The organism is Sphingomonas sp. IW22 (assembly GCF_041321155.1).
In the GTDB taxonomy this organism is placed as follows: Bacteria; Pseudomonadota; Alphaproteobacteria; order Sphingomonadales; family Sphingomonadaceae; genus Sphingomonas.
In genome coordinates, this window is the sequence record NZ_JBGGWB010000008.1 from 36,776 (window position 1) to 59,638 (window position 22,863).

Consider the following 22,863-nt stretch of genomic DNA (forward strand, 5'->3'; position numbering starts at 1 on the left):
CGCGACTTCATCCGACCTGATCGCTACGTTCCAATATGAGCTGGCATCTATTAAGGTCGCCACTTGCCGGCTGAAGAGGTCGTTCCAAAGCCATGTGCCAGTAGGGACGACATTTACTGGACCGACAATGCGCCATCACCCACGCAGCCTTCGCGGCGCGGGGCACAGCCAAAATCTGCGTTATTTTCTGCGCAGTGAATATAGCCAAATGGCCGAATATCTGATCGGCGGGCCAAATTCGCTGAACGTTAGAGGTGGCGCATTGGGACAAGCAGCGAGTTGCACTATAATCGTCTCCTCCCATCCGAGCGAGAAGGCGTATCTGCCAGAGCGCGCCGGCAGACCTTGGGAACAGAACATCCCCTTCAGCCGTTAATTGACTGGAAAGCGTGTCGCATATAGAAAAATGCGAGGAGTAAAAAATGCAGCAGGTTGCTCAGTACGATTCGCTTAATCGTCGGCGCGAAAAACAGTCCGCCCGCGAGCAGGATGATCGTGCGCTGCGCGAAGGCGCTATTTCACCTGAAGCGTTGAGCCAGCGCAACGGCTTTTTCTCCGGCATCGATTTTTCGCGCGCTTCCGTGCGCCGTCCGCGGCGGATCGCAGCCTGAGCGAAGGGCATCTCGACCCTGCTGCTGTTCTCGATATCGCCTCCCACCTTGTTCTCGAAGACGGGGCCTTTGTAATCGGCGGACAAGCGTTGAACCTCTGGGCGGAATTCTATTCCGCCGCTGAGGAGTTGCACGCTTACCGACCTTACACCTCCAAGGACATCGACTATTTCGGACAACGGGAGGCGGCGCAGAAACTCGCCCTTGCGCTTGGCGGTAAAGTGCTCATCCCAAACGTGGACGACCAGACCCCCGAAACCGCGGTGGTTGAAGCAACGGTCGATGGAACGTTGATCCGTATCGATTTTTTGGGGCATGTGCTTGGTATACGGCCAAAGGAACTGACCGCCAGCGTGGCTGAAATCATCGTGCCTTATGACAATGGCGGAATTGGTGGCCAGGTGGCCATTCCAGTCATGAATCCTCTCCATTGCCTGCAAAGCCGGATTGCCAACCTCAATATCCTGAAACGACCCGATGATACAGCCAGGCGACAAGCTGCGGCTGCTCCGATCGTGCTTCGCGAATATATCAGCCATGCGCTAGAGGAGGGCGATCACCGCGAAGCAACTCGAACGCTGCAAGGGCTGTTCCGCTTCCTATCGCGTGATCCTTCAGGCCGCCAGGCGCACAGACTGGCCGAACGTGACCCTCTGGACGTGCTGAAAATATTCGCTGAGGATGATCGCCTCGATGTCCGATATCGTACAAAAATACTCCAGCGCGCCGTGACAAAGATTGAAAATCAACGTTCCGCTTTAGGTCGCGCTCTTGCGGCACTTAACATGCGTCGCACAATCTCACCCCGAGTAAACTGACCAACGGCTACGCGTTTATAGAACTCCGGAACTTCCCTTCGTTGGAGCTTCTGCACTGATTTTCAAGGCTGCGAGATGTTCGGAACAGACCTCATGTACAATGGGACCAAGGATACTTATCCTGCCAATGATCCATTCAAGCTCCTCAACCGAAATATCAAAATGCCTTGAATATTTGCCCTTCCGATAGCCGTCCTTCAGCTTCTGGAACATGGCGCGATCGGCACGAATCTCCCGTGGCCAAGCTTCAAACAGCCTTCTGTCAAGACCTTCCGACATACTCCTCAGAAATACAATATTTGTGCTGCGAGGTACGTACAGTGTCAGCGTTGCTAGTACGCATTTATAAAGCAACTCACAGGACTGGTGAAAATCAAATGCCGCATCACTATGCCAACCTTTTTCATAACTGATCTCAGCTAATGCAAAACGTCGCATTGCCGCCGGAAATAGATCTTCGAAATACTCCTTCGACATCGAATATGCCTGTTCAGGCGTCTTGGGCTTGGGTTTAGCGAGCGGCCGGTCATCGGACTGGTAAAGGATCACGCCATCTTTGGCGATTTCGGTGAACAAAGGGCGCCCATGGGACAGGCCGTCATTCACCTGCTGCAGCGTATGTACAATAAAATTGGCCGGTGCGCGGATCACTTTCTCGACCTGATGAGCGTCGAACAGGCGTTGCTCCGTTTCCTCCCAATAACGAGCGCCATCGGTCAGTTCCTTCTGGTTGACGACGACCAGAATATCATAGTCCGACATGAATTGGTTGGCATCGAAGGGGGCATCTACCCAATCGCCCCTGGCATAGGATCCGAACAGAATGACCTTGAGTATCCGGGCAGACTTGCGCCGACCCGTCGCCTCCTGTGTCGCCTCGCGGAACCCCTGGAACAGCATCTCCACGACGCGGTCGAGTTCACGCTGCTTGGCGAGGGGAAGATGTTTGAGGTCGGTACGCATCAGTTCAGTCTTTCATCTCGCTTTCCATCATCTGGCATGCCGGTCATCGTACCAGTTCGACCACCACGCCGACGTCCAGTGTTTCCCATGCCCGATCGGCAGTCACAGCGGTCGCACTGTTGCACAGCGCCAGGGCCAAACAGGATCGATCACCCAGAGACAGCCCGCCGTCGCGCGTTTCGGGTCGCAGCTTCCCTCCAATTTCGGCCTGCGCACGATCCACAGGCACTACATCAATGTCGAGTTCCGCGAGCATCATCTGCGCTTCAGCCGCATCGACACCATGATCGGTAAGCTTGGCCAACACCTCATGGTAGTTCACCGCCGACACCAGAGCACCGGTCAATCGCATTTCCGCCCGATCCGCTCCCGGCTCACCGAACAGGAGGCACAGCAGGGCCGAGGCATCGAGAACATAAACAGCACCGGTCTCGGCCTCAGTCACGGGCTGCCTCAGCACGGCGTTCGGCAATCAACTCTTCGGAAACAAGTCCTTCCTCGGGAGCGAAAGCGCGCAAACGCTCCTGAACACGCCTAAGCGCGGACCGAGCCGGTCGAATGCGGACTTCGTCGCCATTGACCTCGAAAAGCACCGTATCGCCGTTTTGCAGGCCGAGCGAACGGCGGATATCGGCGGGAAGAGCTATGCGGCCTCCTGCAATGACCTTGCCTCGCAAGATGGTCATGTCACTAACATCCTGAATGGTACCAGTGAGCTGATCGTACCTCATTTCCATGATCGGTATCAAGCTGCTGGATTGTCCCAGCGCGCAGATTTCAGAACTAAAGCTGAGACATTGCCCGATCAGGACATCAATTGCCTCCTCCAGGACCTGCTTCATCGGCTCCGCGAGCCTTAGATCAGTGCATCGTCCATCTACGGGATCAGCCTCGCGTACAAGAGCTCCCAGTTCCTCCAGCCTGATTGAGCGACGGTGCGCAGTCGATGACGCATGGTTGGGCGACAGGCATGCCGGATATATTCTTTCGCCTTCGACCCCGGCGATATAGATTTCCAGAAGATATCCCAGATAGGGGCTCGACGAGAGTTTCATCCCCAACTTCCTGTCTATGGTTGCCGCCATCTTCAGAAAGGTCCGACATGCCGTTGCCCGGCACGTTTGCGGCCATATGTCTTCACGTCCGTTGTCCATCGAGCTTATCGACTCTGGAAACATGAGCCACCTCCGGACCCCTGCTCGGGATGACAGCCGGCCTGCCGGTTCAGGCAGGCCTTACCGTCAAAGCGATTCACGCCGGTCATAGATAACCTGCCTTGCGAAAACTCGTCGTGCCGTTGCGCGCCACGACCAAATGGTCATGGACGATGACGTTGAGACATTTGGCGGCTTTCGCGATCTTTTCCGTCAGTTCCAGATCCGCGCGCGATGGCCTGCAGCAGCCGGATGGATGATTATGGACAAGCAGAATCGCGGTTGCTTCCAGATCGAGGCATCGCTTGAGAATTTCGCGCGGCCAGACATGGACGGCCGACACCGTGCCTACGCCTAGCACCTCGTCGGCGATCAACTCATTGTTGGCGTTGAGGAACAGCACCCGTAGCTGCTCGATCGGCTCATAGGCCATGCGGCTGCGCAGATAGTCCAGCACGAGCTGATCACTGGACAATATGGGACGCTGCGTGAGTTGGCCCCTGAGCATCTGCGTCATGGCCCGCCTGAAGCAAAGGAAGGTCTGTTCGACCTCAACCGAGTCATCCAGCAATTCGATCCGTTCCGCCGAACGGGCCGATACCGCTTCACCGAGAGAGCCGAAGCGGGCGAAGAGACGCTCCGAGAGTTCTTCGGCGCGCGCCGGGCAGGTAAGACTGATCAGTTCTTCCAGGGCGCGTCGACACCCAGGCGCATCAACCGTCTCCTGTGCCGCCATGTCGCTATCACCAGGACCATCTGGGCAAACCAACTCCATATCGCCAGCGCGTGCATATAGGCACGAGGAACCACTTCGGGTGCAATCACAAGTGCAACATGGATGACGACTTCCGCACCCAGGATCGCGGCGATCCAGATTGGCCAAAAGCGGGTGCTCCGAATTGAAAGCCATAGGAAGATACCCAGTATCAACATATCTATGATGAGGATTCCGGATTCCACGCTGTGAAAACGGGTGCCGAGGGGAGACGCGACAAGTACCGTCAGGCTTGCACCCCCTAAAAGGGTGGCCACCCCGATCCGTTCGGGTTGGCCACCCTTTGTGAAGGCGTAGACGCTGCTCAAAAGCAGAAACGCAAGGAACAGAGCTTGTCGTGTCATGGCGTGAAGCAACAACAAATGATGCAATACGTCAATTTCCCTCGGCAAACGCATTACACGGCGCGAAGGCGGTGCTCCTCGGGCTGTGAGACGACAGCTCGAACCTTGAGCAGATCGCCATAACTGGTCTCCGCCAATCCCATCGCATCACTGGCGTCCTTGAGATTGGCGTGCGTAATGACGATCTTTTCTCGCGTTTCAGCCATCAGCAGCATAGCTGAAGCGGAACTCTGGATGGCATTCTGGCCTATCATGGCGGACAGACGGGCATCCAGCCGTGCCAGCGGCAGCGCTGCGTTGAGCTCAGCAATGCGGGCGGCTGCGATATCGATAGCCTCCTCCGCGGCGAACAGACGTTCGGCAACATGTTTGGCGATGGATTGGCGTTGAGCGCGCATGGTTTCTCCTTCCCGCTCACGCGGAGCAGGTCATATCGATAGAATATCTGGATTGCTGCTCTATTTTCCTACGAGGCCGTTGATCGCCAGCAACAAGGAAATTCCGGCGCCTACGGCAAAGAGCATCAGGGTGGTGAGGATCGCGAAAACGATCAGCGTGGATGATTTACTCAGCTCATTGCGTTGCCTCCCGGTTATGCGGAACGGCACAATGTCGAGCAAGGAAAAGCTTTGTTCGCGAAAGCCAAAGGGCTTTTGCTCTTCCGCGAAGAAATCCTCAACGTCGCCTTGCTCCACCTGGTCGTCTGCCTGGGTTTCGATGGAGGCAGTTGACCGGGAATCAGGCGCTTCGGAAATAGCCATTGGGTAGGGGGGTAAATTCTGCCCCCCTTTGCGAGCCTCCCAATCCACGAAAAGTTGTGCTGCCTTTCTTCGCGACATGTCGCCGAGCATCTTGCGAATTTCGAGGATATGGTTGTCCACTGTATGGTAGGACAGGTTCAGAATGCGCCCGATCTCCTTTGATGAATAGCCTTTGGCGGCTTCTCGCAGACAGTCGCCCTTGCGCGGGCTGAGGCGCTCGAACAGTTCCGAATAGTCTTCCAAGGGCGTATCCCTTCGCCGGTTCACGGCGATCGCAAGCTGCCTTTTTCCCCGCCCTTCTCAACCCCTCTGCCGCCAGCCTCCGAGCGCATCGCATACTGTTTCGAGTATAATCCTTTCCGAAATATAGCCGGACCGCAGCAGGTTTGACAGATTGTTTCACAAGCAAATCGAAGAGAACCGCCCACCATCCTTGCGCCAGCCGGCCGATAGCATCCGCTGGCATTGGCCGAATTGGGGGATCGATGGCGAGCTCGGACACGCACCAATCCCCTAAATTTGCAACCGGGATAAGGTTTCTCGCATGACCATGGATCGAGAAAGGGGAAGGGTGGGATTGAGCAGGGGAATATCCGACAGGAACGGGCCACCATGCACAATTTTGAAATCGTCTCGCTGCTTCACGACCTCAGGCCCTGGCTTGTCGGCAGGCCCTGGCTCCGGCCTCGCCACAAAGCTGCGGCATTGCTGCACCGTCTCGACGCCATCGCAGATCAACTGGGTACACCTAGCCATCCGGCCATTGCCGCCGCCAGGGCCAGGCTGGAAGGCGCACCGGTGCTACGCATCGACGAGGATGAAGCCCATGTCGAGGAGACCCCTCAGGGCGTATGGGTCAGGGGATGGATCTGGGTGGAGCGGCAAGCCTTGCTATCCTGCGATGCGACGCAGGAAGCAAAGCTGCGCAGCGCCCTTGCGCAGATCCCGCAACAAAGGCGCGCCATCTACCTCGCCCACTGCGTCGAAGGCCTCACCTATTCAGCCATCGCCGCCAAACTCGATCTCGACGTAACCGAGGTTCAGCGCGAGTTGGCGGCGGCGCTTCTGGCGCTGTCGATAGCTCTCGATGAGGCATGAAGAATGACCCGGCGCTAATGCACGCGACGATGGAAACTCTCCAACTGGAGTTCCTGGGTGCAAACTTGTGCCGACGGCTTGGAGGAACGTGGAGAAAGGATCGCGGCCTATGCCTGTGTCCCGCCCATAACGACCATAAACCGAGCCTCTCCGTCCGCGTCGGTGACTCTGCCCTGCTGTTCAAATGCTTCGCAGGCTGCGACACGGTCGCCGTTCTGCGGGCTATCCGCCGCCTTCATCTCGATCTGCCCGAGCGAGGCGCCCCGATCTCACCGATCAGGCACCGCCCCTTTCGAACCGGATCCGGGCCGGCGCTGCGCGTCTGGGATGCCTCCAATCCGATCGCCGGCACGCCCGCCGAAGCCTATCTCGGCAACCGTTTCCTCACGCCGCCTTGGCGCGACCTTCGCTACAACCCGCGCACACCGTTGGGGCAGGGGAGGGCTGCCGTCTTTCGACCCGCACTCATCGCCGCAGTCCGCGAGGGCCATCGGATCGTTGCCATTCATCGAACCTTTCTCGATCCCGCAGCGGCCTTGAAAGCCAATGATCTGGCCGAACCGCGGATGATGCTCGGACGTCCTGGCCGTGGCGCCGTGCAACTTGCCGCTGCGACCACTATCCTTGGCCTGGCCGAAGGCATCGAAACGGCGCTCGCCGCAATGCGCCTTCATCGAATCCCGGTATGGGCAACGCTTGGCGCCGAACGCGCTGCGCATATCCTGCTGCCCAGCCGACTGGAACGCCTCGTGTTACTCTTCGACAGGGATGCGGCGGGATGGAAAGCGAACCGCCAGATCCGGCTGGCCCATCAGTATACGGGTCTGAAGCTGTTCAGCCCATGGCCCCCCGTTCCTCATAATGACTGGGCAGATGTACTCGAGGATATGCCGCGCGCGGCGTGACGATCATGCCAATGCGTAAAACCTGTTCGCTGCCGCGAGCGCATGAGCGCTTCCCTTGCTGACAATCCATTTCGCATGCGATCCTGTCTCGTACCGTCCCGTCCCGGCGCAACAAGAGGGAAGGGAGAGGGGATAGGCGGTTCGATGAGCGAGCCGCACCAATGGAGAAACCCATGTCCCAGACTCCCATTCCCGTACCCGCTGCCAATCTCACCAAGTCACCCGTCAATGTCCGGACCCGCGGCGACGCGGACGCCGATGCGGAACTGGAAGCCAGCATCCTTGCCCACGGCCTCATCCAGAATCTGGTCGGGGTGCCGGTTTCGCGCAAGAAGGGCCATTACCGGATCACCGCCGGCGGTCGCCGCCTCGACGCCGTGCATCGCCTGATCGAAAAGGGCAGCCTGCCGGCCGATCATGCGATCCCCGTCCTGGTCCTCGACAACGCCAAGAATGGCCGCGAGGTCAGTCTGGTTGAAAATTTCGAGCGGCTTCCGATGGGGCCGGGCGAGGAATGCCGCGCCTTCAGGGATATCATCGAGGTCGAAGGCAAGACGGCCGCCGACGTCGCCAAGCGGTTCGGGCTCACCGAACGCTTCGTAATGGGCCGCCTGCGTCTCGCCAACCTTGCCGAGCCGATCTTCGAGGCACTTGAGAATGGCGAGATCACCCTCGATGTCGCCAAGGCCTATTGCACCACGGCCGACAGCGCGCGCCAGAAAGCAATCTGGGACATGCTCTCGGACAGCTATTGCGGCCATTCCGTCAGTGAAATCCGCCGCCGTATCAAGGATTATAGCTATCGGGGCAACGACCCCCGCGTGCTGCTGGTCGGTCGCGATGCCTATGCGGCCGCCGGCGGGCGGATCGAGGACGCCGACCTCTATTCGAACGCGGACGAGGAACGCTGGATCGACACCCATATCGTCGACGAGCTTGCGATGATGAAACTCGTCGCCGAAGCGGACATGCTGCGCGTACGGGAAGGCTTTGCCGAGGTCCGTCCCGTTGCCAACACCCGCGTCCCCTATATGGATACCTATGCTCTGACGCCGTTGCCGGTCGAAGCGCCGGCGCTCAGCGAGGAGCAGGAACAGCGCAAGCTCGAAATCGAGCAGGAACTCGCCGAACTGGAAGTCGAACTCGAGGATGAAGGCTGCGAGCCGGACGAAGAGGACCAGAATCGCTACACCGCCCTCCAGACTGAGCTATCGGCCATCGTCGAACGCGAGCCCGTCGTCGATGCCGAGCAGAAGGCGAACGCACTGGCCTATCTCGTGATCGGACCGGACGGCCAGCCCCATATTCACCAGGAACTGTTCGTCGCGCCCGTCGCCACCGACGAAGAGGGTGCAGATGACGAGGATGAAAGCCTCGAGGATGGGGAAACCGACGGCGAAATCCTCGCCGAAGAAATTGGCAAGGACGAAGCGCGAAACAGCGGCCCGGTGATGAGCCAGCGCCTGCGCGAGATGCTGGCGATGATGAAAACCGAACTGCTGGCGGTCCATGTCGCCAGCAATCCCGCGTTCGCGCTGGATCTGGGCACCTTCATCATGGTCGATCGCGAATGCCGCGTCTCGTCCTCCGACATTCCGAGCGATCTGCGCGCCTCGGCTCCCGCCCGCCTCCTCGCCGACTTCAAGCCGGAAACGGCCGCTGTGGCCGAATGGAAGAAGCTCGATGAGGCGCTCGATCGAAGCTGGGTCAATCACCAGGCCATCGCGGATCGCTACGACGCCTTCTGTGCGCTTTCCGATGAGGCGCGCGCAGCCTGGCTCGGCTGGGCGATCGCGCGCACGCTGCAGGCTGTCCCGACCAGTCGCCGCGAAGCAAGCTTCCTCGATCATCTGGGAACGAAGCTCGGGATCGATGTCGCGGCCTGGTGGCGACCGACCGCACTCACCTACTTCGACAAGCTGACCAAGCCTGCCATTCTGAGCCTGTTCCAGGAAATCGGCGGCCTCGAACTGCAATCGCGCTATGCCGGTTCCAAGAAGCACGATCTTTCGGCTTCGGCCGAGCGGCTTTTCGGAGGCGATGTCATCATCGAGCCCGAGATCAAGGAGCGCGCGCTTGCATGGCTTCCGGAAGCCATGCGCTTTGGCCCTGCCGAAATCGCTGATGAACCCGGTGCATCGGGCGACGATCACGATGCATCACCCACTGGGATCGTCGACGCCGACAACGACGATCAGATTTTCCAGGCTGCCTGATCGGGACTGGGGTGATGGGCTACGGCCTGTCCCCCCGGCTTCGAAGTTGAAGTGGATCAGGTAGCAGCTGAAATAACGGCGACGGGTTGGACAAATGCCGTCGCATCTTGTGTGGGCTTGAATCGCCCATGCGTTTGTCTCTCATGCGCCTGTGCGCAAAGCGGTCAGGTCGAACGGGCGATCAGCTTGGGCGAATGTCGAAAAAAGCGATAGCGAGAAACATGCCGGACAAAAGCAGCGTGAATCCAGCCCAGTAAAGGTTGCGGCGCTTTTCGCGAAATCCGGCGCGACCTGCACGGGCGAGTTCGCCTTCGATCTCGGAGAGCGCACCCACACTCGCCGGATCGGCACCAAGATCGTCTTTGCGATCATGGAGCTTCTCACTCCACCGCAAATAGCGAAGGCCCATGAACTCGGGGTACAGGATGATCGCCGCCGAAATCACTGCAAACGCCCCCGAGATGATACCGGCATATTGGAACAGCAGCGCGATCACGCGCCGACGGCATCGCGCAGAAACGGGGCATTGACCGGGACCGCGAGGACCGAGGCCGCCGTGCCACCCGTGTTCGCAAGTTGAAGAGCATCGGCCTTCGACACGAAGGCGATCCGATCGGACACCATATCACGGCCCGTGACGACCGCCGGTCCATCGATAACGAGTACGAACGATGGCTCGGAAACCTGAACCTTTACCTGGCCATGAGGCTCTAGTGCCCACACCTCACTACGTGGCCGCGCTTCGCGAAGGGAATGTTCGGCATGGGCGGCCTTGAGAGCAAGACGTAGTTTCTCACTGAACGCCTTGAGGACAAGTTCCGGCAGAGCCGAGCGCAAAATCGGGCCAAGGAGCGCACCGGAGCCGACAAGCACATCCGTCAAGGTGAGCGTGCCGCCATTATCGACCTTACGCAGGACATGCTCGTCCTGATCGGTGTCTGCCGCATTTTCGCCGTCGCGCGGATTGAGCGCAAGGTCCGCATGAAGCGCCTCGGCGAGCATCTTTACCGTCCGATAGCTCGGACCGTCCTTGCCCTTGCCACGCTCTATATCGCTGATCGCTCCCTGCTGTATGCCGCTGGCGTCAGCGAGTTGCTTTTGCGTGAGCTTGGCGTGCAGACGCGCCTTCCTGATCTGGACGCCGATCTCGAGCGCCACGGGATCGATCGCTTCCTCCTTGAGGAAAGCCGGGTCATGCGCCTGCATGTGCCGCAGCGCCGCGCCAAGCGTAACGGCCGTCTCAGGGTCTTCCGAGAGGACAGGAATAACAAACCCGGCGTCGGCCTTCTTGCGCAGTTTGATCTTCATACCACCCTCAGTCTTCGCGCCGTGGCGATTCGCGGAGCGATCACGGAATTCAGCCATCCTGTTTCACCGCCCTTCCCAAATTGATAACAGGCCGCCAGCACGAAAATGCGGTGCGCTCCGCTGGGCAGCTGATAAGCAAGATAGGCCACATAAGGTGGTCCCGACGTGCGGAAGACGGGAAACTTGTCGATCGTGCGCCACACGCGCGGACGTAGATAGCGCGTCAGCGCAGCGGACGACTTCGCCGCGAGTGAGTCCTCGATATGGTCGAGCCAGTGCGAAAACAGCGCGTCGCGCGCTGGAAGATCGCCAGCCGCCCGTGCTGTGCGCACGGCGCTCGCGAAATCCGGCAGGAAACCCTGGTTCGTTGCCGTGTCGAGGAAATAGCGGATTTGAACGCTCAACCATGCCCCCAATATATAAAATTCCAGATATTCTACAAGCCTGCTTAAAGGCCAGGAGAGTTATGCATACCCTCTATTCGATCCCCAAGCACGCAAGCGAACGTCTTGCGAAACCGCAGAGGCTTGCCGCCGTGCACCGCGATACTCTCGTTCGACTAGGGACCGATCGCTGTCGCACGGACCGCTATCGCGTGCTTCGCCCCCTTGCGTGCCCGCTCTGGCAGACCGTTCATCACATAACCCAGCATCATGGCGAGGGGCAAACGGTTCGAATATTGACCGGTAACGAAGCGCCTGAGCCCGTCATCCAGATATTCGCCAACGAGCCCTCATAGGCGGCTTCAATAGCAGCGGCCTGACGCAACGGGCATAAACCGCTAAATTGTTGTGTCCAGACAGATCGCAGATCATGCGCGCAATGGACTGCGTCAGCGTCACCGGGAAATTGCCGGCCACTGTGGTGGTACCAAGCAAGCCAATATCATCGTCTAAGGATGAAGCCTGAAAAGCCGCACGGGACCCCTCCGAACCGGTCCAATTTTCCGCGCAGTCTCGGCCGCACAAATCCGAGCGCCACAAAGGAGGAGAGCGGGAAGGGGACAGGAGGATTGTCCTGTTGTCCCAAGAGGTGCCCATGAATTTGCCCCAACTCGCACTGTCGCATACCCAAGACAGCGCCACATGCCTGTCCGAGGTCGCTCGCTCTCTTTTCCACCGCCTGCACAATGGCGCCGCCATCAGTCGCCAGGGCCTCAAACGGTTGATGACCGAGGCTTTCCGCGAAGACGATGCCGGCGGGCTCTGGTCGATGCGCGATGCCTATGACGCATTGGAAACCGCCCAGGTCCTGCTCCTCGCCGATCCGCAAGGCTCGCTCCTTGGCGGCACCCCTACTGACATATTCGAACGTCTGCGGCAGTTCGAACGTCGCTTGCCAACCCAGACCTATCGCTCGGAAAAGCAGGTCGACCTCCAGCAGTTCAGCACGCCCATCACCCTGGCCTGGCTCATGGCCATGGCAGCGAACTGCCGACCGGACGATATCCTGCTCGAACCCTCGGCCGGCACCGGCATGCTGGCCGTCCATGGCCTACGGGCAGGCGCGCACCTGCTTCTCAACGAACATGATCCGGCGCGCGCCGATCTCCTGTCCCGTATTCTCGATCAGACTGTTACCCGCCATGATGGCGAACATATCCAGGATCTGTTGACCAGCGAGCGGCAGCCGACGCTGGTGCTGATCAACCCGCCCTTCAGCCGCAGCACCGGGCGCGGGATCGACCGTCATGCCGGCGCGCGCCATCTGCGCGCTGCACTGTCGTGCCTGGCCCCTGGCGGGCGATGCGTCGCCATCATGCCCACCAGCTTTGCACCTGAAGGGTCCGCGGCGCTTGGCTATAATGCCGTCGCCGAACTTGTTCCGCCCCGCGCCGAACTCACCATATCGGGCAGCCCCTACGCCAAACATGGCACAGGGGTCGATGTGCGGTTGCTGGTCTTCGACAAGGGATGGACCGGCACGCCCGAGCGCCACGTCGCCGGTGACATCGAAGCGGCGCTGCGCCTCGTGCTTGCCATGCCCGATCGCCTCGATCCCCTCGAGCCGCCGCCGCTTGCCCCGCCGCCGGCCGCCGCTGCGCCCCGTTCACTTGTCCCTGCCGCTCAATCGCCCGCCATGCTCTTCGCACGCATGAACGGCCAACGGCTTACGCCACCCTCGCGGATCGCCGCCACGGCGCATGAGGCACGACCGATTATCTATACCGCGCACCAGGCGCCGCTTGCGCCTGGTGAAACCGTGGGCATTTATTCGGCCTGGCGCCTCGCGCGGATCGCCATCGAGGATGCTTCCCGGCATCCCGACGACCTGGTCGAATCCATCGCCATGGCTTCTGTGTCGCCTCCGGCGCCCAGCTATCAGCCAATGCTCCAGGACCGCGCGATCAAGGCGCTCTCGGAGGCGCAGCTCGAAACCATCATCTATGCGGGCGACGCCCATGAGCGCGATCTTGCCGGTCGCTTCTCGGCCAATCTCGCCGGCGATCGCCTGATCGAGGACAAGGACGGTCACCACTATCGCACCGGCTTTTTCATCGCCGACGGCACCGGCGTCGGCAAAGGCCGCGAGGCGGCAGGCATCATTCTCGACCAATGGAACCGCGGCAATCGCCGCGCGATCTGGATTTCCATGGCCGACCTGATCGAAGACGCACGCCGCGACTGGACAGCGCTGGGCGGCCTCGCCATCGATATCCAGCCGATCGCGAATTTCCCTCTCGGCAAACCGATCACAATGGAAAGCGGCATCGTCTTCCTGACCTATGCCGCCCTGCGGTCCGCCCGCCATGACACGGCATCGCGCCTGCAGCAGTTGCTGGACTGGACCGGCGAGGACTTTGCCGGTGTGATCGTCTTCGACGAATCCCACGCCATGGCCCATGCCGGCGGAACGGAAACCGATTTCGGGAAGGCTCAAGGGTCGGAACAGGGGCTGGCGGGCGTCCGGTTGCAAAATGCCCTGCCACGGGCCCGCATTCTCTATATGTCGGCCACCGGCGCGGCGAAGCCCGAAAACCTCTCCTATGCCGTTCGCCTTGGCCTCTGGGGACCGGGCACGGCCTTTGCCACGCGCGACATGTTCATGAAGGCGATGGAGGAGGGGGGGATTGCAGCACTTGAGGTCGTTTGCCGCGACCTCAAGGCGATGGGCCTCTACACCGCCAGGGCACTGAGCTTCGCGGGCGTCGAATATGAGCCGCTCGAACATGTGCTGACCCCCGACCAGATCGCGATCTACGACGCCTATGCGGATAGCTGGAGCATCATTCACCGCGGGCTTCGCGAAGTGCTGGCAGAGATCGGCATCGTCGACCGGATATCGGGCAAAACGCAGAACGCGCGGGCGCGCGGATCGGCGCTCAGTTCCTTCGAGTCGGCCAAGTTACGCTTCTTTTCGAGCCTTCTCGTGAGCCTGAAAATCCCCTCGCTCATCAGGGCGATCGAACAGGAACTGGCGTCGGACAACGCCGTGCTGGTGCAGCTTGCGAGCACGGGTGAAGCCATCATGGACCGGCGGCTCTCCGAACTCACCGCCGAGGAGCGGGCCATGCTGGATGTTCAGGTCTCGCCCAAAGAAACCCTTATCGACTATTTGAAAAATGCCTTTCCCATACGCCAGATGCGGGTCTTCCGGGCGGACGATGGCGCCGTGCGCGCCGAACCGATGACCGATGCCGAGGGCAATCCAGTGCTGTGCAGGCAGGCGATCGCGGCTCGTGACGCGCTGATCGAGGATCTGTGCGCGCTTCCGGCGATTCCGACCGCGCTGGACGCCCTTATCACGCATTTCGGAACCGACCGGGTCGCCGAGATCACGGGACGCTCGCGGCGCATCGTAACCGATATCACCGGGAAACAGAAAATCGAGAGGCGCGGCGCCCGCGCCAACGTCCTCGAAGTCCAGGCTTTTCAGAACGGAAGCAAGCCGATCGCCGCCTTTTCGCTCGCGGGCAGCACAGGCCGGTCCATGCATTCCGACCGGAATTGCCCGACCGCCCACCGCCGACGCGCGCATTTTCTTCTCGAATTGGGTTTCCGCATTCTTTCGGCCGTACAGGGCTTCGGGCGCAGTCATCGCACCAATCAGATGACCGCCCCTGTCTATCGCCCGCTCACCACCGATTGCCAAGGCGAGCGCCGCTTCCTCAGCACCATCATCCGCGGCCTCGAAGCATTGGGCGCCTTGACCAGGGGACAGCGCCAGACCGGATCGCAGAATCTCTTCGATCCGTCCGACAATCTGGAATCGGACTATGCTCGTGACGCACTCACGCAGTGGTTCCATCTCCTCTATGAGGGCAAGCTGCGCAGCGTTTCGCTCGACGCCTTTCAGGCGATGACGGGACTTGAACTGTGCGGTGAGGGCGGGGAACTGCTCGAGCGCCTGCCGCCTATCCATCGCTGGCTCAACCGCATCCTGGCGCTGCGGATCGCTACCCAGAACAGCATATTCGAGGAATTTCTGGGACTGGTCGAGGATCGCGTCGAGGCAGCGCGCACGGCCGGCACGCTGGATCTTGGCATCGAGACTATTCGCGCCGACCGCATGGACCTGCTGTCCGATCAACTCTTGCGCACCGATCCCGTGACCGGGGCCGAGACGAGGCTATTGCGCCTGGAACTGCACCGGCGGCCGCCGATCACCAGCTGGGCGATGCTCCAGCTCGAATGCAAGGATGCGGACGATATCGCCTGGCTTCGCAATGCCCGCTCCGGCCGAGTGGCACTGCGCGTGCCGACATGGCCGGGGCAGGATGAAGAGGGCAACTGGATCGAGCGATGCTATCTTCTTCGCCCCACAGGCCAGTCCCGCATGGAAGTTGCAGCCCTGGCGGCCAGCCACTGGAGCGAGATCGACCGCGATGCATTCCAGCACCTCTGGGAAAACGAGGCCGCCGAAGCAGGCAAGAATCTTCTGGTCGAGACGATCACCCTCGCGACCGGCCTGCTGTTGCCCGTCTGGAACAAGCTGCCCGAGGATGATGTGCGGGTGTGGCGGATCGACGATGGCGCCGGTACGTCTATCCTCGGGCGTATCATCCATCCTGCCGCCCTCGAACGGCTCGAAAGGGAGTTCAGGCTCGATGGGGGCATCACCCTTGGTCCTGACGAAATTATCGCCGGCGCGCGTGCCGGGAGCGGCGTTCCGATCCCCGGCCTCGGGACGGCAAGGCTCGCGCGGGTTCATGTCAACGACAGTCCCCGTCTCGAGATCCGGGACTATTGTCCCGAAGATCGAACCTGGCTGAAGGCATGCGGCGCATTCAGCGAAGTCGTGCAATTCAAGACCAGATTGTTCCTGCCGCCGGAACAAGCACGGGACATCCTTGCCAGGATTATCGCCGAGCGCCGTTAATGTCGGCTCGGCGCTTTGTGAAGCATCGGCCCGGCGAAGTGCGGCGCGCTTCCGCCGCACTTCGCCGAAGATCATCATTCCGCCGGTGTCGGCACCTCCGCCTCGCCCGCATTCTGCTTGGCCGCCGCAGCACGCCGCCGAGGCGCCTTCGGCTTCGTGGACGGAGCAGCCTTCACGGCTGAGGCTTTCGCTGAGGCCTTCTTTCTGGCCGCCGGCTTTGCAGCTTCCGCCGTTGCCGGCGCAGCCGCCGCTTCCTCCGCGGGCGCCGGTGTCGGGGCTTTCGCCGCGACCCTCGTCTTCACTGCGGATTTCCTGGCGGCTGTCTTCTTGCCTGCCGGCTTTGCTGTGGCGGTCCCTTCAGACTGTGCTGGCGCTGCTACAGGCTCCGGCGTCAGTTCAGATTCAGCAGTCCCAGCCTCATCGCCCAGATCGGAAAGAGCAGCCCTGACACGGATACGCCGGGACTTTTTCTCAGGGGCGGGGGCAGTCTCGGCCACCAGTGCGACCTCCGGTACAATCATCGCAGCCGCTGCGGCATTCGTCGTGGCCACGGGCGCTGCTTCGACTGCGGGCGCCTCAGCCGCCGACTTTGCGCCAACACGTCTTCCAAGCCCAAGCTGCTGGGCAACCGCGCGTCGATGCTCCGAATAGGCCGGCGCGACCATCGGATAATCCTGGGGAAGATTGTAGCGTTCGCGATACTGCGCCGGCGTCAGACCGTTGGTCGCCAGATGCCGCTTGAGCGCCTTATAGGGCTTGCCGTCGAGCATGCTGATGATGTGCTCACGCGAACTCAGGCTTTTGCGGATCGACACAGCCGGAACATATTCGGGCGTTGCCGGCGTCTCTACTGTGGCCTTTCGTTCGAGCGCATCGCGGGTGGCTTCGATGATCCCCGCAATGTCGCCCGCCGGCACCTGATTGTTGGAGAAATAGGCGCTCAATAACTGCACGGTCATAGCGGTAAAATCGGGCTGCTCGGTGTCGGCCACATAATACTCCCTAAACTGGAAGGCCATGAAGATGGCGATGATTGTGGGGAAAAACTTGGGGGCAACAGCTAAGCGGGAAAGTGCTGCTCATGCAAGCGCCCTGTGCATCGCGCGCGCATGGGTCCGAAAATGAGAAGGGGAGGAAGAGGGGAGAGATCAGGACCGATTGAAGGTCTTGTTTCCATGAAAGGCGCACCATGGCTGACCGCGTATCCGCCCACATCATGATCGGTGGCGTGCTTGCGCGCTCCGAATATCCTCAATTCATCCAGGCCATCGGGAAAGATAATCCCACTATCGATTGGGATGGCACGCCGTTCAACCCTACAAATCTACCCATCGATACGCCACTTGCGCTGATGGATCATGACGTCGCCGACGGTCGCTTCGAAGAGATCGAAGCTGTCTGTCGCCGTCATGGCCTCCACTATGTTCGCTGGTCCGGCGGCTATCCCGGCAGTTTTCCGTCTGTTCGGGTTATTTACCTCGGCCATGGTGAACCACAACAGGTCCTGACAACCGAGGAGGACGAGCAAGTCTTCCCGATCGAGCGCATCAGGGAACTGGGCAGTATCGAGGCGATCGAAGCAGAATACCGGCTTGCGCGCATCAATCCGCCGCCGTTGGTCCTGGTCGACGACGATCCGGGCCATCGGGCTATTTCGGAGACCGTCCATGGCTGATCACCATGTCCAGGGATCTTTCGCTTTCACTTGCACGGCAGCCGAAAGCGCGCTGATCGAAGAGGCGTGGCAGCACGCTGCCGACCTGCTGGGTGACTTCACGCCGGGTGAACCGAGCGCGGAGTTTCTGGCCGCTTTCATGCCGACGGACCTCGGCAATCCGTTCAACGGCCTGCTTGGCATCTTCGATGATCCCGCCTTTCCCGATTTCGGCGCGGAGATCGAAATTGAGGGCGGCGTCGACTGTGTCGTCTCGATCTACGGAACCACGGACTTCCAGCCAGGCCCGATCGCCGAACTCATCCGCAATTGTTGCCAGGAGAGTTTGAAGGTTAAACCCATCGGTTTCGACTGGAGCTACAACTGCTCACGTGCCCGTCGCGACAGCTTCGGGGGAGGGTGGTGTGCGATATTCGCCGATCATGTCGAGTTCGAGACCACGCAGCAGCAGCTGGCGCGACGACTGGCCATATTCGCTACCGCGCCAGTGCGAGACCCGCCCGATCCATGGATCGACGACCCCGACCATCCTTCCGTCGACTGGATCGCCGAGGTCCTGAATGGCGACACGCGCCTTGGTTATCTCGACTGGGCGCTCGCCCGGATTGAAGCAGGCGATAGCACCGATGCCCTGACGGTGCCGCCGCCGGCCTGACCGGCTCACACCACAAAATCCTCTCAAGCCAGAAGGACAATATCATGACCGACGCCACCGCGCCGGGCGCATCCGCGCGCCTGTATAGCCAGACCGAACATGACGAACGCGGGAACTTCCATTATGAAGGCGACCTCTACCGCGCCGGAGAACCGTTGCCGTCGCTCGCGTCGCGGATCGAACGCCATCTGGCAGAGCATTTTACCGAAACCACGTTCGCGATCCGCACGGAGAAATTTTCCGGAGGACGCAAGGTCATCGCAGAGCTCCTCGATGCTCCGACCGACCTGACCGGCCGCGACGCGCAGAACGCCTTCATTGTCGAGGTGCGCGATCAAATGGAACGGTTCGGTTCGACCCGGACCAATCCATTGCAGGATTTCTGGTCGTGCAGCTTCTATTGCGAAGTCCGCATCGCCCAGGCCTATTGGTCTGCGTTGGCAAAGCGCAGCGGTAGCCGCAATCCGGTCGATACGGTGATATCGCTGGCGGCATTCAAGAAGCGGATCAAAGCCGGCGACCAGTTGAAACTGATCGACGCACCGGCCGGTCATCGCCTGCTCGGCACGACCCGCGAAATCACCAAGGTGCGCTCCGGCGACCTGATCCTTGAAGGACGCTCCTACCTCAACTTTCCCCGGGCATCGGCCTTTGCCTGTGACGGCCGTCTCATCCGGATCGCCATCGGCTCGGAACATGGTCCGGATGACCACCTGCTCTACGAGTGGATTCGCCTGAAGGCCGCCTGAGCAGGTCCATATCCGCGCCTGCACTCTTCAGTCCGCGCAAATTCCGGGCGCTCACAAAAAAGCGCCGCGCAGAAAATCCTGCTGCGGTTGGCCCATCCGCCCGCGCCCACGCGCGCGCGCCATCATCGATCCGGAGGCTCCGATGCATGAGCCCTATCTCAAAGCGATGGCGACGCTGCTCCGCCGCAGCCAGCCGCGCCACGATCTCTACACCGTTTTCGGCCACTGTATGGAGGCCATGGCACTTGCCATGGTCAACAGCGTCGATCTGCGGCAGCGCGAGCCACGCGAGGCGCGCTATCTCGACATTGTCGGGCACTACCGGCCGGATGTGATCGATCTGTTTCCGCGAGTCCTCGCCGAACTGGTGCAGGCGCTCGAAGTCGGCCTTGGCGATGTTCTGGGCGCCCTGTTTCACGACCTTGAGCTGCACAACAAGGCGCGCGGCCAGTTCTTCACGCCATATACCCTCAGTCGCTTCATGGCCCAGGTGACCATCGGGGATTGCGAAAGCGTCAAAGCGATCATCGGCGACCATGGCTTCGTGACCGCCATGGAACCGGCCTGTGGCGCGGGGTCGATGGTGATTGCGCTTGCTGAGGCCATGCGCGATCTTGGCATAAACTATCAGCGCCATCTTCATGTCACCGCGATCGATATCGACCCGCGCGCGATCCACATGGCTTATGTCCAGCTCTCTCTGCTGCATGTGCCGGCGCATCTCATGGTCGGAAACTCCCTCTCGGGCGAAACGGGCGAGCATTGGTACACACCGGCCCATATTCTGGGCGGATGGAACGCCCGGCTCGCCCACCGACGACGCCACGAGCCCGCCGGTGAGACGCTTGTCCATACTGTCGAAGCGCCGCCTGCGCCGGCCACGATGAACCACGCAGTTTCACCGTCACGCGAGCCTCGAGCATCGCCGCCGGCCATGCCGCAACAGCTCAGCCTTTTCTGACCGTCCAAGATTTCACATTGCTGGAGACCGGCATGTTCCATCATGTCCATATCACCGCACTCAGCCGGACGCCGGCCGGGATGACAGTCATAACGCTTGCCATCTGCGGACCACGAGGCGGCATGCGCGCCGTAGAGGATATTTCTATCGAGGAAGCCGAGAAGATGGCGGCGCGGCTTCAGACGGCCATCACCGCCGCGCACGCCGGGCTCGGCAAGGATCCAGCCGACGTCTTCATCCAGGATGTGATCGGTCAACTCGGCGACCCCGCTCTTGCTGTCGATCCATCTTTCCGCAGATGGTGCAGCGCACATCATGGCCTGCTCAGCGCTCGGCAGGCCGCAGAGCGCTGGTGCTGCTGGCACGTCGCCTGAGCCTCATGGCGATCGAGATAATGGTCGGCCTTCCGCATCTGCGCGAGGGGCCGATATTGAACCGCGCCCGTACCATGCAGGTGCCGACACTCATCTCGGCGAACGCGCTCTCGCGCTGGAATCGCAGCAAGGGCTGGCCCGAATGGCAGGGGTGGCGCCACGATTTGCTGAAAAATGCCGGCGGATTGTCCAGCATTTCATTGGACAGTGCGGGGTTCGTGGCTTTGTCGCGATACCACGCATATCCTTGGGCAACTGAGGATTATCTCGATCTCGCCGCAAGCTATCCGTTCCGTTGGTTCGCCAGCATGGACTATTGCGTCGAACCCGAGATCGCACCCGATCGCGAAGAGGTGCGCGACCGGATTTCGAGAACCATCCGGGTCAACCGCGATTGCTGGCGCGGCGCTCATGACCGCGGCATTGCCCATCGCTTCATGCCGGTAATGCAAGGCCGGGTCGCAGGCGATTATGAAAATTGCATCGATGCGCTGGGCGATATCATCGACGTCGTACCTCTGATCGGCATCGGCTCCATGTGCCGAAGACCCGTAGGCGGCAGCGATGGGGTGATCGCTATCTTCGAGCATCTCGATCGCATTCTTGGGGCCAAGACAATGATTCACGGGTTCGGCATAAAGGGCACGGCCCTCAGCAAGCTCTGCGGGCTCGAACATCGTGTCGCGTCAACAGACAGCCAGGCATTCGGGCTAGCCAGCAGGATCGAGGCGCGCCAGCGCGGCATCTCCAAGACCGACGCCGTCGTCGCCGATCATATGGAAAGATGGGCACGTCGCCAATATGCGCGTACCGCATGCGTTCCCGCGCCCATCCAGGGCGAACTGCCGCTCGGCCCCGATGACCGACTGCCACGCGATCCATGGGAGAGGGCCATTGCACAGGCCCGCGCCGAAATCCGGGCGCTGATCGAAGAGGGGCAACTGTCGCACGATGAGATTTCCGAACCGTGGATCGCGCAGTGGGCAGCCGACATCTTCCAGGCCGAACGGCTTGAATCCGCCGGGGCCTCACGATGATCCGCCACGGCGAAAGCATGGAACGCATCCTGCCCGGTCTATATGCGGGGAATGACGTCAGGGCCGAGCGCCACCGTCGCGGTTGGGCATTTCAGATGAAATGCGGCCAGCTCGGTCGCCAGCTCTGGTTTGAATATTCTCCGCATGGGCTGTGGACCGCTATCGGCATCTGGCGCACCCTGGACACCGGACTCTGGGTGGCAGCGCGCCTCCGCGCCGGAACGCATTTCTGGGATGCGAGCTGCCAGACCGCCCGCCTATATGGTGATGACGTCTATTCCATCCTGCGCGATGAGGTGTGATCCGAACAGGTGAACCACCGGTCAGTAGAGGATCAAGCCCGTCCCCGGCATGAGCTGATCCAGAAAATCGAAATCACGCCGGTTTCCTGTCATCAGATCGCAACCTGTCGCTGCAGCCTGAAGAAACAGCAGGGCATCGTTGAGCAGCGCCATGGAATGCGGCTGACCGGAAAGGCGTGTTACCATTCCTGCCAGCATGCCTGCCTCGCCGAACACACGCGAAGAGGGCACGCTCAGGCGATGCTCGGGAATATCGTCGATTGTCCGCCCCAGCATTTTGAGAACAGACGCGGTGCGCTTGTCGGTCGGATCGAGCGCACCCATCAGATGGGTCATTTCACCAAGCGCCACGCTTGAATGGTTGACGATCCGGTTTTCAAGTAAGCGATCTACCTCGAGAGGTGTCTTGCCCTGAAGCACGTCGATGTAGACGCAGGTGTCAAGCAGGAGCTCCCGGCCGACGATGGCTGCCTTGTGAACGAGCGGCAATTCCTCTTCGGACCGCCGTCTCAGCCTTGCCGCGAGCCGCTGCGGCCTGATCCTGCGTAGCGAAGCCTTGCGATCAAATCCCAAGCGCAACATCCGCAGGAATGGAACCCTTCCGGCCTACCAGCCTCGCGCCGAAATCATCCTCGAGCGCCACTTTGGCAAGAGCATATTCGACGAGATCTGTGGTCGAGGCGATGCCGCTCCGCATCTTGGCACGATCGATGAGTTCACGCGGCACGCGCGCGCCGACGGCGCTGTTGGTGCCTGACAGCAAGCCAGCCGCTTTCGCCGCAGCCACGACCGCTTCATGTCTCTGGGACAAATGATCTTCGTGTTTCGTTGCCATCGA

Annotated in this window: 26 protein-coding genes; 13 read left to right on the top strand and 13 right to left on the bottom strand. The window is 60.6% G+C overall.

Annotated features, from left to right (window positions below):
• Positions 1-422 precede the first annotated feature (422 nt).
• Entirely contained in the window at positions 423-611 is a 189-nt protein-coding gene (locus tag ACAX61_RS17790) for a hypothetical protein (protein ID WP_370715992.1), read from the top strand.
• 89 nt (positions 612-700) lie between these two features.
• A complete protein-coding gene (locus tag ACAX61_RS17795; protein WP_370715993.1) occupies positions 701-1,429 on the top strand; it encodes a hypothetical protein in 729 nt (242 codons plus the stop codon).
• A 15-nt stretch (positions 1,430-1,444) separates the two neighbouring features.
• Here the strand turns inward: ACAX61_RS17795 and ACAX61_RS17800 are convergent, their stop codons facing one another.
• The 7 genes from ACAX61_RS17800 to ACAX61_RS17830 form a co-directional block, all read right to left on the bottom strand.
• The gene (locus tag ACAX61_RS17800; protein ID WP_370715994.1) at positions 1,445-2,392 is read right to left on the bottom strand and encodes a nucleotidyltransferase and HEPN domain-containing protein; all 948 of its coding nucleotides are present in this window, start codon (positions 2,390-2,392) and stop codon (positions 1,445-1,447) included.
• A gap of 43 nt (positions 2,393-2,435) precedes the next feature.
• Positions 2,436-2,837 carry a type II toxin-antitoxin system VapC family toxin gene (locus ACAX61_RS17805; protein ID WP_370715995.1) on the bottom strand — a complete coding sequence of 134 codons (402 nt, stop codon included), beginning with the start codon at positions 2,835-2,837 and terminating at the stop codon, positions 2,436-2,438.
• Entirely contained in the window at positions 2,830-3,447 is a 618-nt protein-coding gene (locus ACAX61_RS17810) for an AbrB/MazE/SpoVT family DNA-binding domain-containing protein (protein WP_370715996.1), read from the bottom strand. The genes ACAX61_RS17805 and ACAX61_RS17810 overlap by 8 nt, the downstream gene beginning before the upstream one ends.
• A gap of 205 nt (positions 3,448-3,652) precedes the next feature.
• Positions 3,653-4,282, bottom strand: coding sequence for a JAB domain-containing protein (locus tag ACAX61_RS17815; RefSeq protein WP_370715997.1), 630 nt, complete (start codon positions 4,280-4,282; stop codon positions 3,653-3,655).
• Positions 4,225-4,719, bottom strand: a complete 495-nt coding sequence (locus ACAX61_RS17820; protein WP_370715998.1) for a hypothetical protein — start codon at positions 4,717-4,719, stop codon at positions 4,225-4,227. The genes ACAX61_RS17815 and ACAX61_RS17820 overlap by 58 nt, the downstream gene beginning before the upstream one ends.
• Positions 4,719-5,063 (bottom strand): hypothetical protein, encoded by a 345-nt coding sequence (locus ACAX61_RS17825; RefSeq protein ID WP_370715999.1) that lies wholly within the window; start codon positions 5,061-5,063, stop codon positions 4,719-4,721. Before ACAX61_RS17825 ends, ACAX61_RS17820 begins: the two co-directional genes overlap by 1 nt.
• A gap of 60 nt (positions 5,064-5,123) precedes the next feature.
• Complete coding sequence (locus ACAX61_RS17830; RefSeq protein ID WP_370716000.1) at positions 5,124-5,669, bottom strand: helix-turn-helix domain-containing protein; 546 nt, start codon at positions 5,667-5,669, stop codon at positions 5,124-5,126.
• Between the two features lie 369 nt (positions 5,670-6,038).
• On the opposite strand from ACAX61_RS17830, the gene ACAX61_RS17835 reads away from it, so the two are divergent.
• The 3 genes from ACAX61_RS17835 (at position 6,039) to ACAX61_RS17845 (ending at position 9,645) form a co-directional block, all read left to right on the top strand.
• Complete coding sequence (locus ACAX61_RS17835) at positions 6,039-6,524, top strand: sigma-70 region 4 domain-containing protein (protein ID WP_370716001.1); 486 nt, start codon at positions 6,039-6,041, stop codon at positions 6,522-6,524.
• On the top strand, positions 6,521-7,429 hold the full coding sequence (locus tag ACAX61_RS17840) for a DUF7146 domain-containing protein (RefSeq protein ID WP_370716002.1): 909 nt from the start codon (positions 6,521-6,523) through the stop codon (positions 7,427-7,429). The genes ACAX61_RS17835 and ACAX61_RS17840 overlap by 4 nt, the downstream gene beginning before the upstream one ends.
• Before the next feature lie 173 nt (positions 7,430-7,602).
• Positions 7,603-9,645 (top strand): ParB/RepB/Spo0J family partition protein, encoded by a 2,043-nt coding sequence (locus ACAX61_RS17845; RefSeq protein WP_370716003.1) that lies wholly within the window; start codon positions 7,603-7,605, stop codon positions 9,643-9,645.
• Positions 9,646-9,826: 181 nt separating this feature from the next.
• Here ACAX61_RS17845 and ACAX61_RS17850 read toward each other — a convergent pair whose 3' ends face one another.
• The 3 genes from ACAX61_RS17850 to ACAX61_RS17860 are packed head-to-tail and all read right to left on the bottom strand — an operon-like array spanning position 9,827 to position 11,357.
• Entirely contained in the window at positions 9,827-10,141 is a 315-nt protein-coding gene (locus ACAX61_RS17850; RefSeq protein ID WP_370716004.1) for a hypothetical protein, read from the bottom strand.
• Entirely contained in the window at positions 10,138-10,953 is an 816-nt protein-coding gene (relB, locus tag ACAX61_RS17855) for a type II toxin-antitoxin system RelB family anti-toxin (RefSeq protein ID WP_370716005.1), read from the bottom strand. Before relB ends, ACAX61_RS17850 begins: the two co-directional genes overlap by 4 nt.
• Positions 10,950-11,357, bottom strand: a complete 408-nt coding sequence (locus ACAX61_RS17860; RefSeq protein ID WP_370716006.1) for a hypothetical protein — start codon at positions 11,355-11,357, stop codon at positions 10,950-10,952. The genes relB and ACAX61_RS17860 overlap by 4 nt, the downstream gene beginning before the upstream one ends.
• Before the next feature lie 634 nt (positions 11,358-11,991).
• Between ACAX61_RS17860 and ACAX61_RS17865 the strand changes: the two genes are divergently transcribed.
• Positions 11,992-16,272, top strand: coding sequence for a strawberry notch-like NTP hydrolase domain-containing protein (locus ACAX61_RS17865; protein ID WP_370716007.1), 4,281 nt, complete (start codon positions 11,992-11,994; stop codon positions 16,270-16,272).
• 74 nt (positions 16,273-16,346) lie between these two features.
• Here ACAX61_RS17865 and ACAX61_RS17870 read toward each other — a convergent pair whose 3' ends face one another.
• Positions 16,347-17,264, bottom strand: coding sequence for a Ros/MucR family transcriptional regulator (locus ACAX61_RS17870; protein WP_370716008.1), 918 nt, complete (start codon positions 17,262-17,264; stop codon positions 16,347-16,349).
• Positions 17,265-17,461: 197 nt separating this feature from the next.
• Between ACAX61_RS17870 and ACAX61_RS17875 the strand changes: the two genes are divergently transcribed.
• The 7 genes from ACAX61_RS17875 (at position 17,462) to ACAX61_RS17905 (ending at position 22,025) form a co-directional block, all read left to right on the top strand.
• Positions 17,462-17,947, top strand: coding sequence for a polysaccharide deacetylase family protein (locus ACAX61_RS17875; protein WP_370716009.1), 486 nt, complete (start codon positions 17,462-17,464; stop codon positions 17,945-17,947).
• Positions 17,940-18,602, top strand: a complete 663-nt coding sequence (locus ACAX61_RS17880) for a hypothetical protein (protein ID WP_370716010.1) — start codon at positions 17,940-17,942, stop codon at positions 18,600-18,602. Before ACAX61_RS17875 ends, ACAX61_RS17880 begins: the two co-directional genes overlap by 8 nt.
• A 44-nt stretch (positions 18,603-18,646) precedes the next feature.
• Positions 18,647-19,351, top strand: coding sequence for a hypothetical protein (locus ACAX61_RS17885; protein ID WP_370716011.1), 705 nt, complete (start codon positions 18,647-18,649; stop codon positions 19,349-19,351).
• 166 nt (positions 19,352-19,517) lie between these two features.
• Positions 19,518-20,312, top strand: coding sequence for an N-6 DNA methylase (locus tag ACAX61_RS17890; protein ID WP_370716012.1), 795 nt, complete (start codon positions 19,518-19,520; stop codon positions 20,310-20,312).
• 32 nt (positions 20,313-20,344) lie between these two features.
• Positions 20,345-20,686 (top strand): hypothetical protein, encoded by a 342-nt coding sequence (locus ACAX61_RS17895; protein WP_370716013.1) that lies wholly within the window; start codon positions 20,345-20,347, stop codon positions 20,684-20,686.
• Entirely contained in the window at positions 20,665-21,723 is a 1,059-nt protein-coding gene (locus tag ACAX61_RS17900; RefSeq protein WP_370716014.1) for a deazapurine DNA modification protein DpdA family protein, read from the top strand. Before ACAX61_RS17895 ends, ACAX61_RS17900 begins: the two co-directional genes overlap by 22 nt.
• The gene (locus ACAX61_RS17905) at positions 21,720-22,025 is read left to right on the top strand and encodes a hypothetical protein (RefSeq protein WP_370716015.1); all 306 of its coding nucleotides are present in this window, start codon (positions 21,720-21,722) and stop codon (positions 22,023-22,025) included. The genes ACAX61_RS17900 and ACAX61_RS17905 overlap by 4 nt, the downstream gene beginning before the upstream one ends.
• A 21-nt stretch (positions 22,026-22,046) precedes the next feature.
• On the opposite strand, the gene ACAX61_RS17910 is transcribed toward ACAX61_RS17905, so the two are convergent.
• Positions 22,047-22,607: a type II toxin-antitoxin system VapC family toxin gene (locus ACAX61_RS17910; RefSeq protein ID WP_370716016.1), complete on the bottom strand. Its 561-nt coding sequence runs from the start codon at positions 22,605-22,607 to the stop codon at positions 22,047-22,049.
• Positions 22,588-22,860 carry a hypothetical protein gene (locus ACAX61_RS17915; RefSeq protein WP_370716017.1) on the bottom strand — a complete coding sequence of 91 codons (273 nt, stop codon included), beginning with the start codon at positions 22,858-22,860 and terminating at the stop codon, positions 22,588-22,590. Before ACAX61_RS17915 ends, ACAX61_RS17910 begins: the two co-directional genes overlap by 20 nt.
• Positions 22,861-22,863: the final 3 nt, after the last annotated feature.

Coding starts and splice junctions, on each gene's coding strand:
- ACAX61_RS17840 (WP_370716002.1), top strand. CDS start 6,521: ATGAAGAATGACCCGGCGCTAATGCACGCGACGATGGAAACTCTCCAA.
- ACAX61_RS17875 (WP_370716009.1), top strand. CDS start 17,462: ATGGCTGACCGCGTATCCGCCCACATCATGATCGGTGGCGTGCTTGCG.
- ACAX61_RS17825 (WP_370715999.1), bottom strand. CDS start 5,063: ATGCGCGCTCAACGCCAATCCATCGCCAAACATGTTGCCGAACGTCTG.
- ACAX61_RS17835 (WP_370716001.1), top strand. CDS start 6,039: ATGCACAATTTTGAAATCGTCTCGCTGCTTCACGACCTCAGGCCCTGG.
- ACAX61_RS17890 (WP_370716012.1), top strand. CDS start 19,518: ATGGCGACGCTGCTCCGCCGCAGCCAGCCGCGCCACGATCTCTACACC.
- relB (WP_370716005.1), bottom strand. CDS start 10,953: ATGAAGATCAAACTGCGCAAGAAGGCCGACGCCGGGTTTGTTATTCCT.
- ACAX61_RS17910 (WP_370716016.1), bottom strand. CDS start 22,607: ATGTTGCGCTTGGGATTTGATCGCAAGGCTTCGCTACGCAGGATCAGG.
- ACAX61_RS17865 (WP_370716007.1), top strand. CDS start 11,992: ATGAATTTGCCCCAACTCGCACTGTCGCATACCCAAGACAGCGCCACA.
- ACAX61_RS17810 (WP_370715996.1), bottom strand. CDS start 3,447: ATGAAACTCTCGTCGAGCCCCTATCTGGGATATCTTCTGGAAATCTAT.
- ACAX61_RS17800 (WP_370715994.1), bottom strand. CDS start 2,392: ATGCGTACCGACCTCAAACATCTTCCCCTCGCCAAGCAGCGTGAACTC.
- ACAX61_RS17845 (WP_370716003.1), top strand. CDS start 7,603: ATGTCCCAGACTCCCATTCCCGTACCCGCTGCCAATCTCACCAAGTCA.
- ACAX61_RS17905 (WP_370716015.1), top strand. CDS start 21,720: ATGATCCGCCACGGCGAAAGCATGGAACGCATCCTGCCCGGTCTATAT.
- ACAX61_RS17820 (WP_370715998.1), bottom strand. CDS start 4,719: ATGCGTTTGCCGAGGGAAATTGACGTATTGCATCATTTGTTGTTGCTT.
- ACAX61_RS17895 (WP_370716013.1), top strand. CDS start 20,345: ATGTTCCATCATGTCCATATCACCGCACTCAGCCGGACGCCGGCCGGG.
- ACAX61_RS17815 (WP_370715997.1), bottom strand. CDS start 4,282: ATGGCGGCACAGGAGACGGTTGATGCGCCTGGGTGTCGACGCGCCCTG.
- ACAX61_RS17885 (WP_370716011.1), top strand. CDS start 18,647: ATGACCGACGCCACCGCGCCGGGCGCATCCGCGCGCCTGTATAGCCAG.
- ACAX61_RS17790 (WP_370715992.1), top strand. CDS start 423: ATGCAGCAGGTTGCTCAGTACGATTCGCTTAATCGTCGGCGCGAAAAA.
- ACAX61_RS17880 (WP_370716010.1), top strand. CDS start 17,940: ATGGCTGATCACCATGTCCAGGGATCTTTCGCTTTCACTTGCACGGCA.
- ACAX61_RS17915 (WP_370716017.1), bottom strand. CDS start 22,860: ATGGCAACGAAACACGAAGATCATTTGTCCCAGAGACATGAAGCGGTC.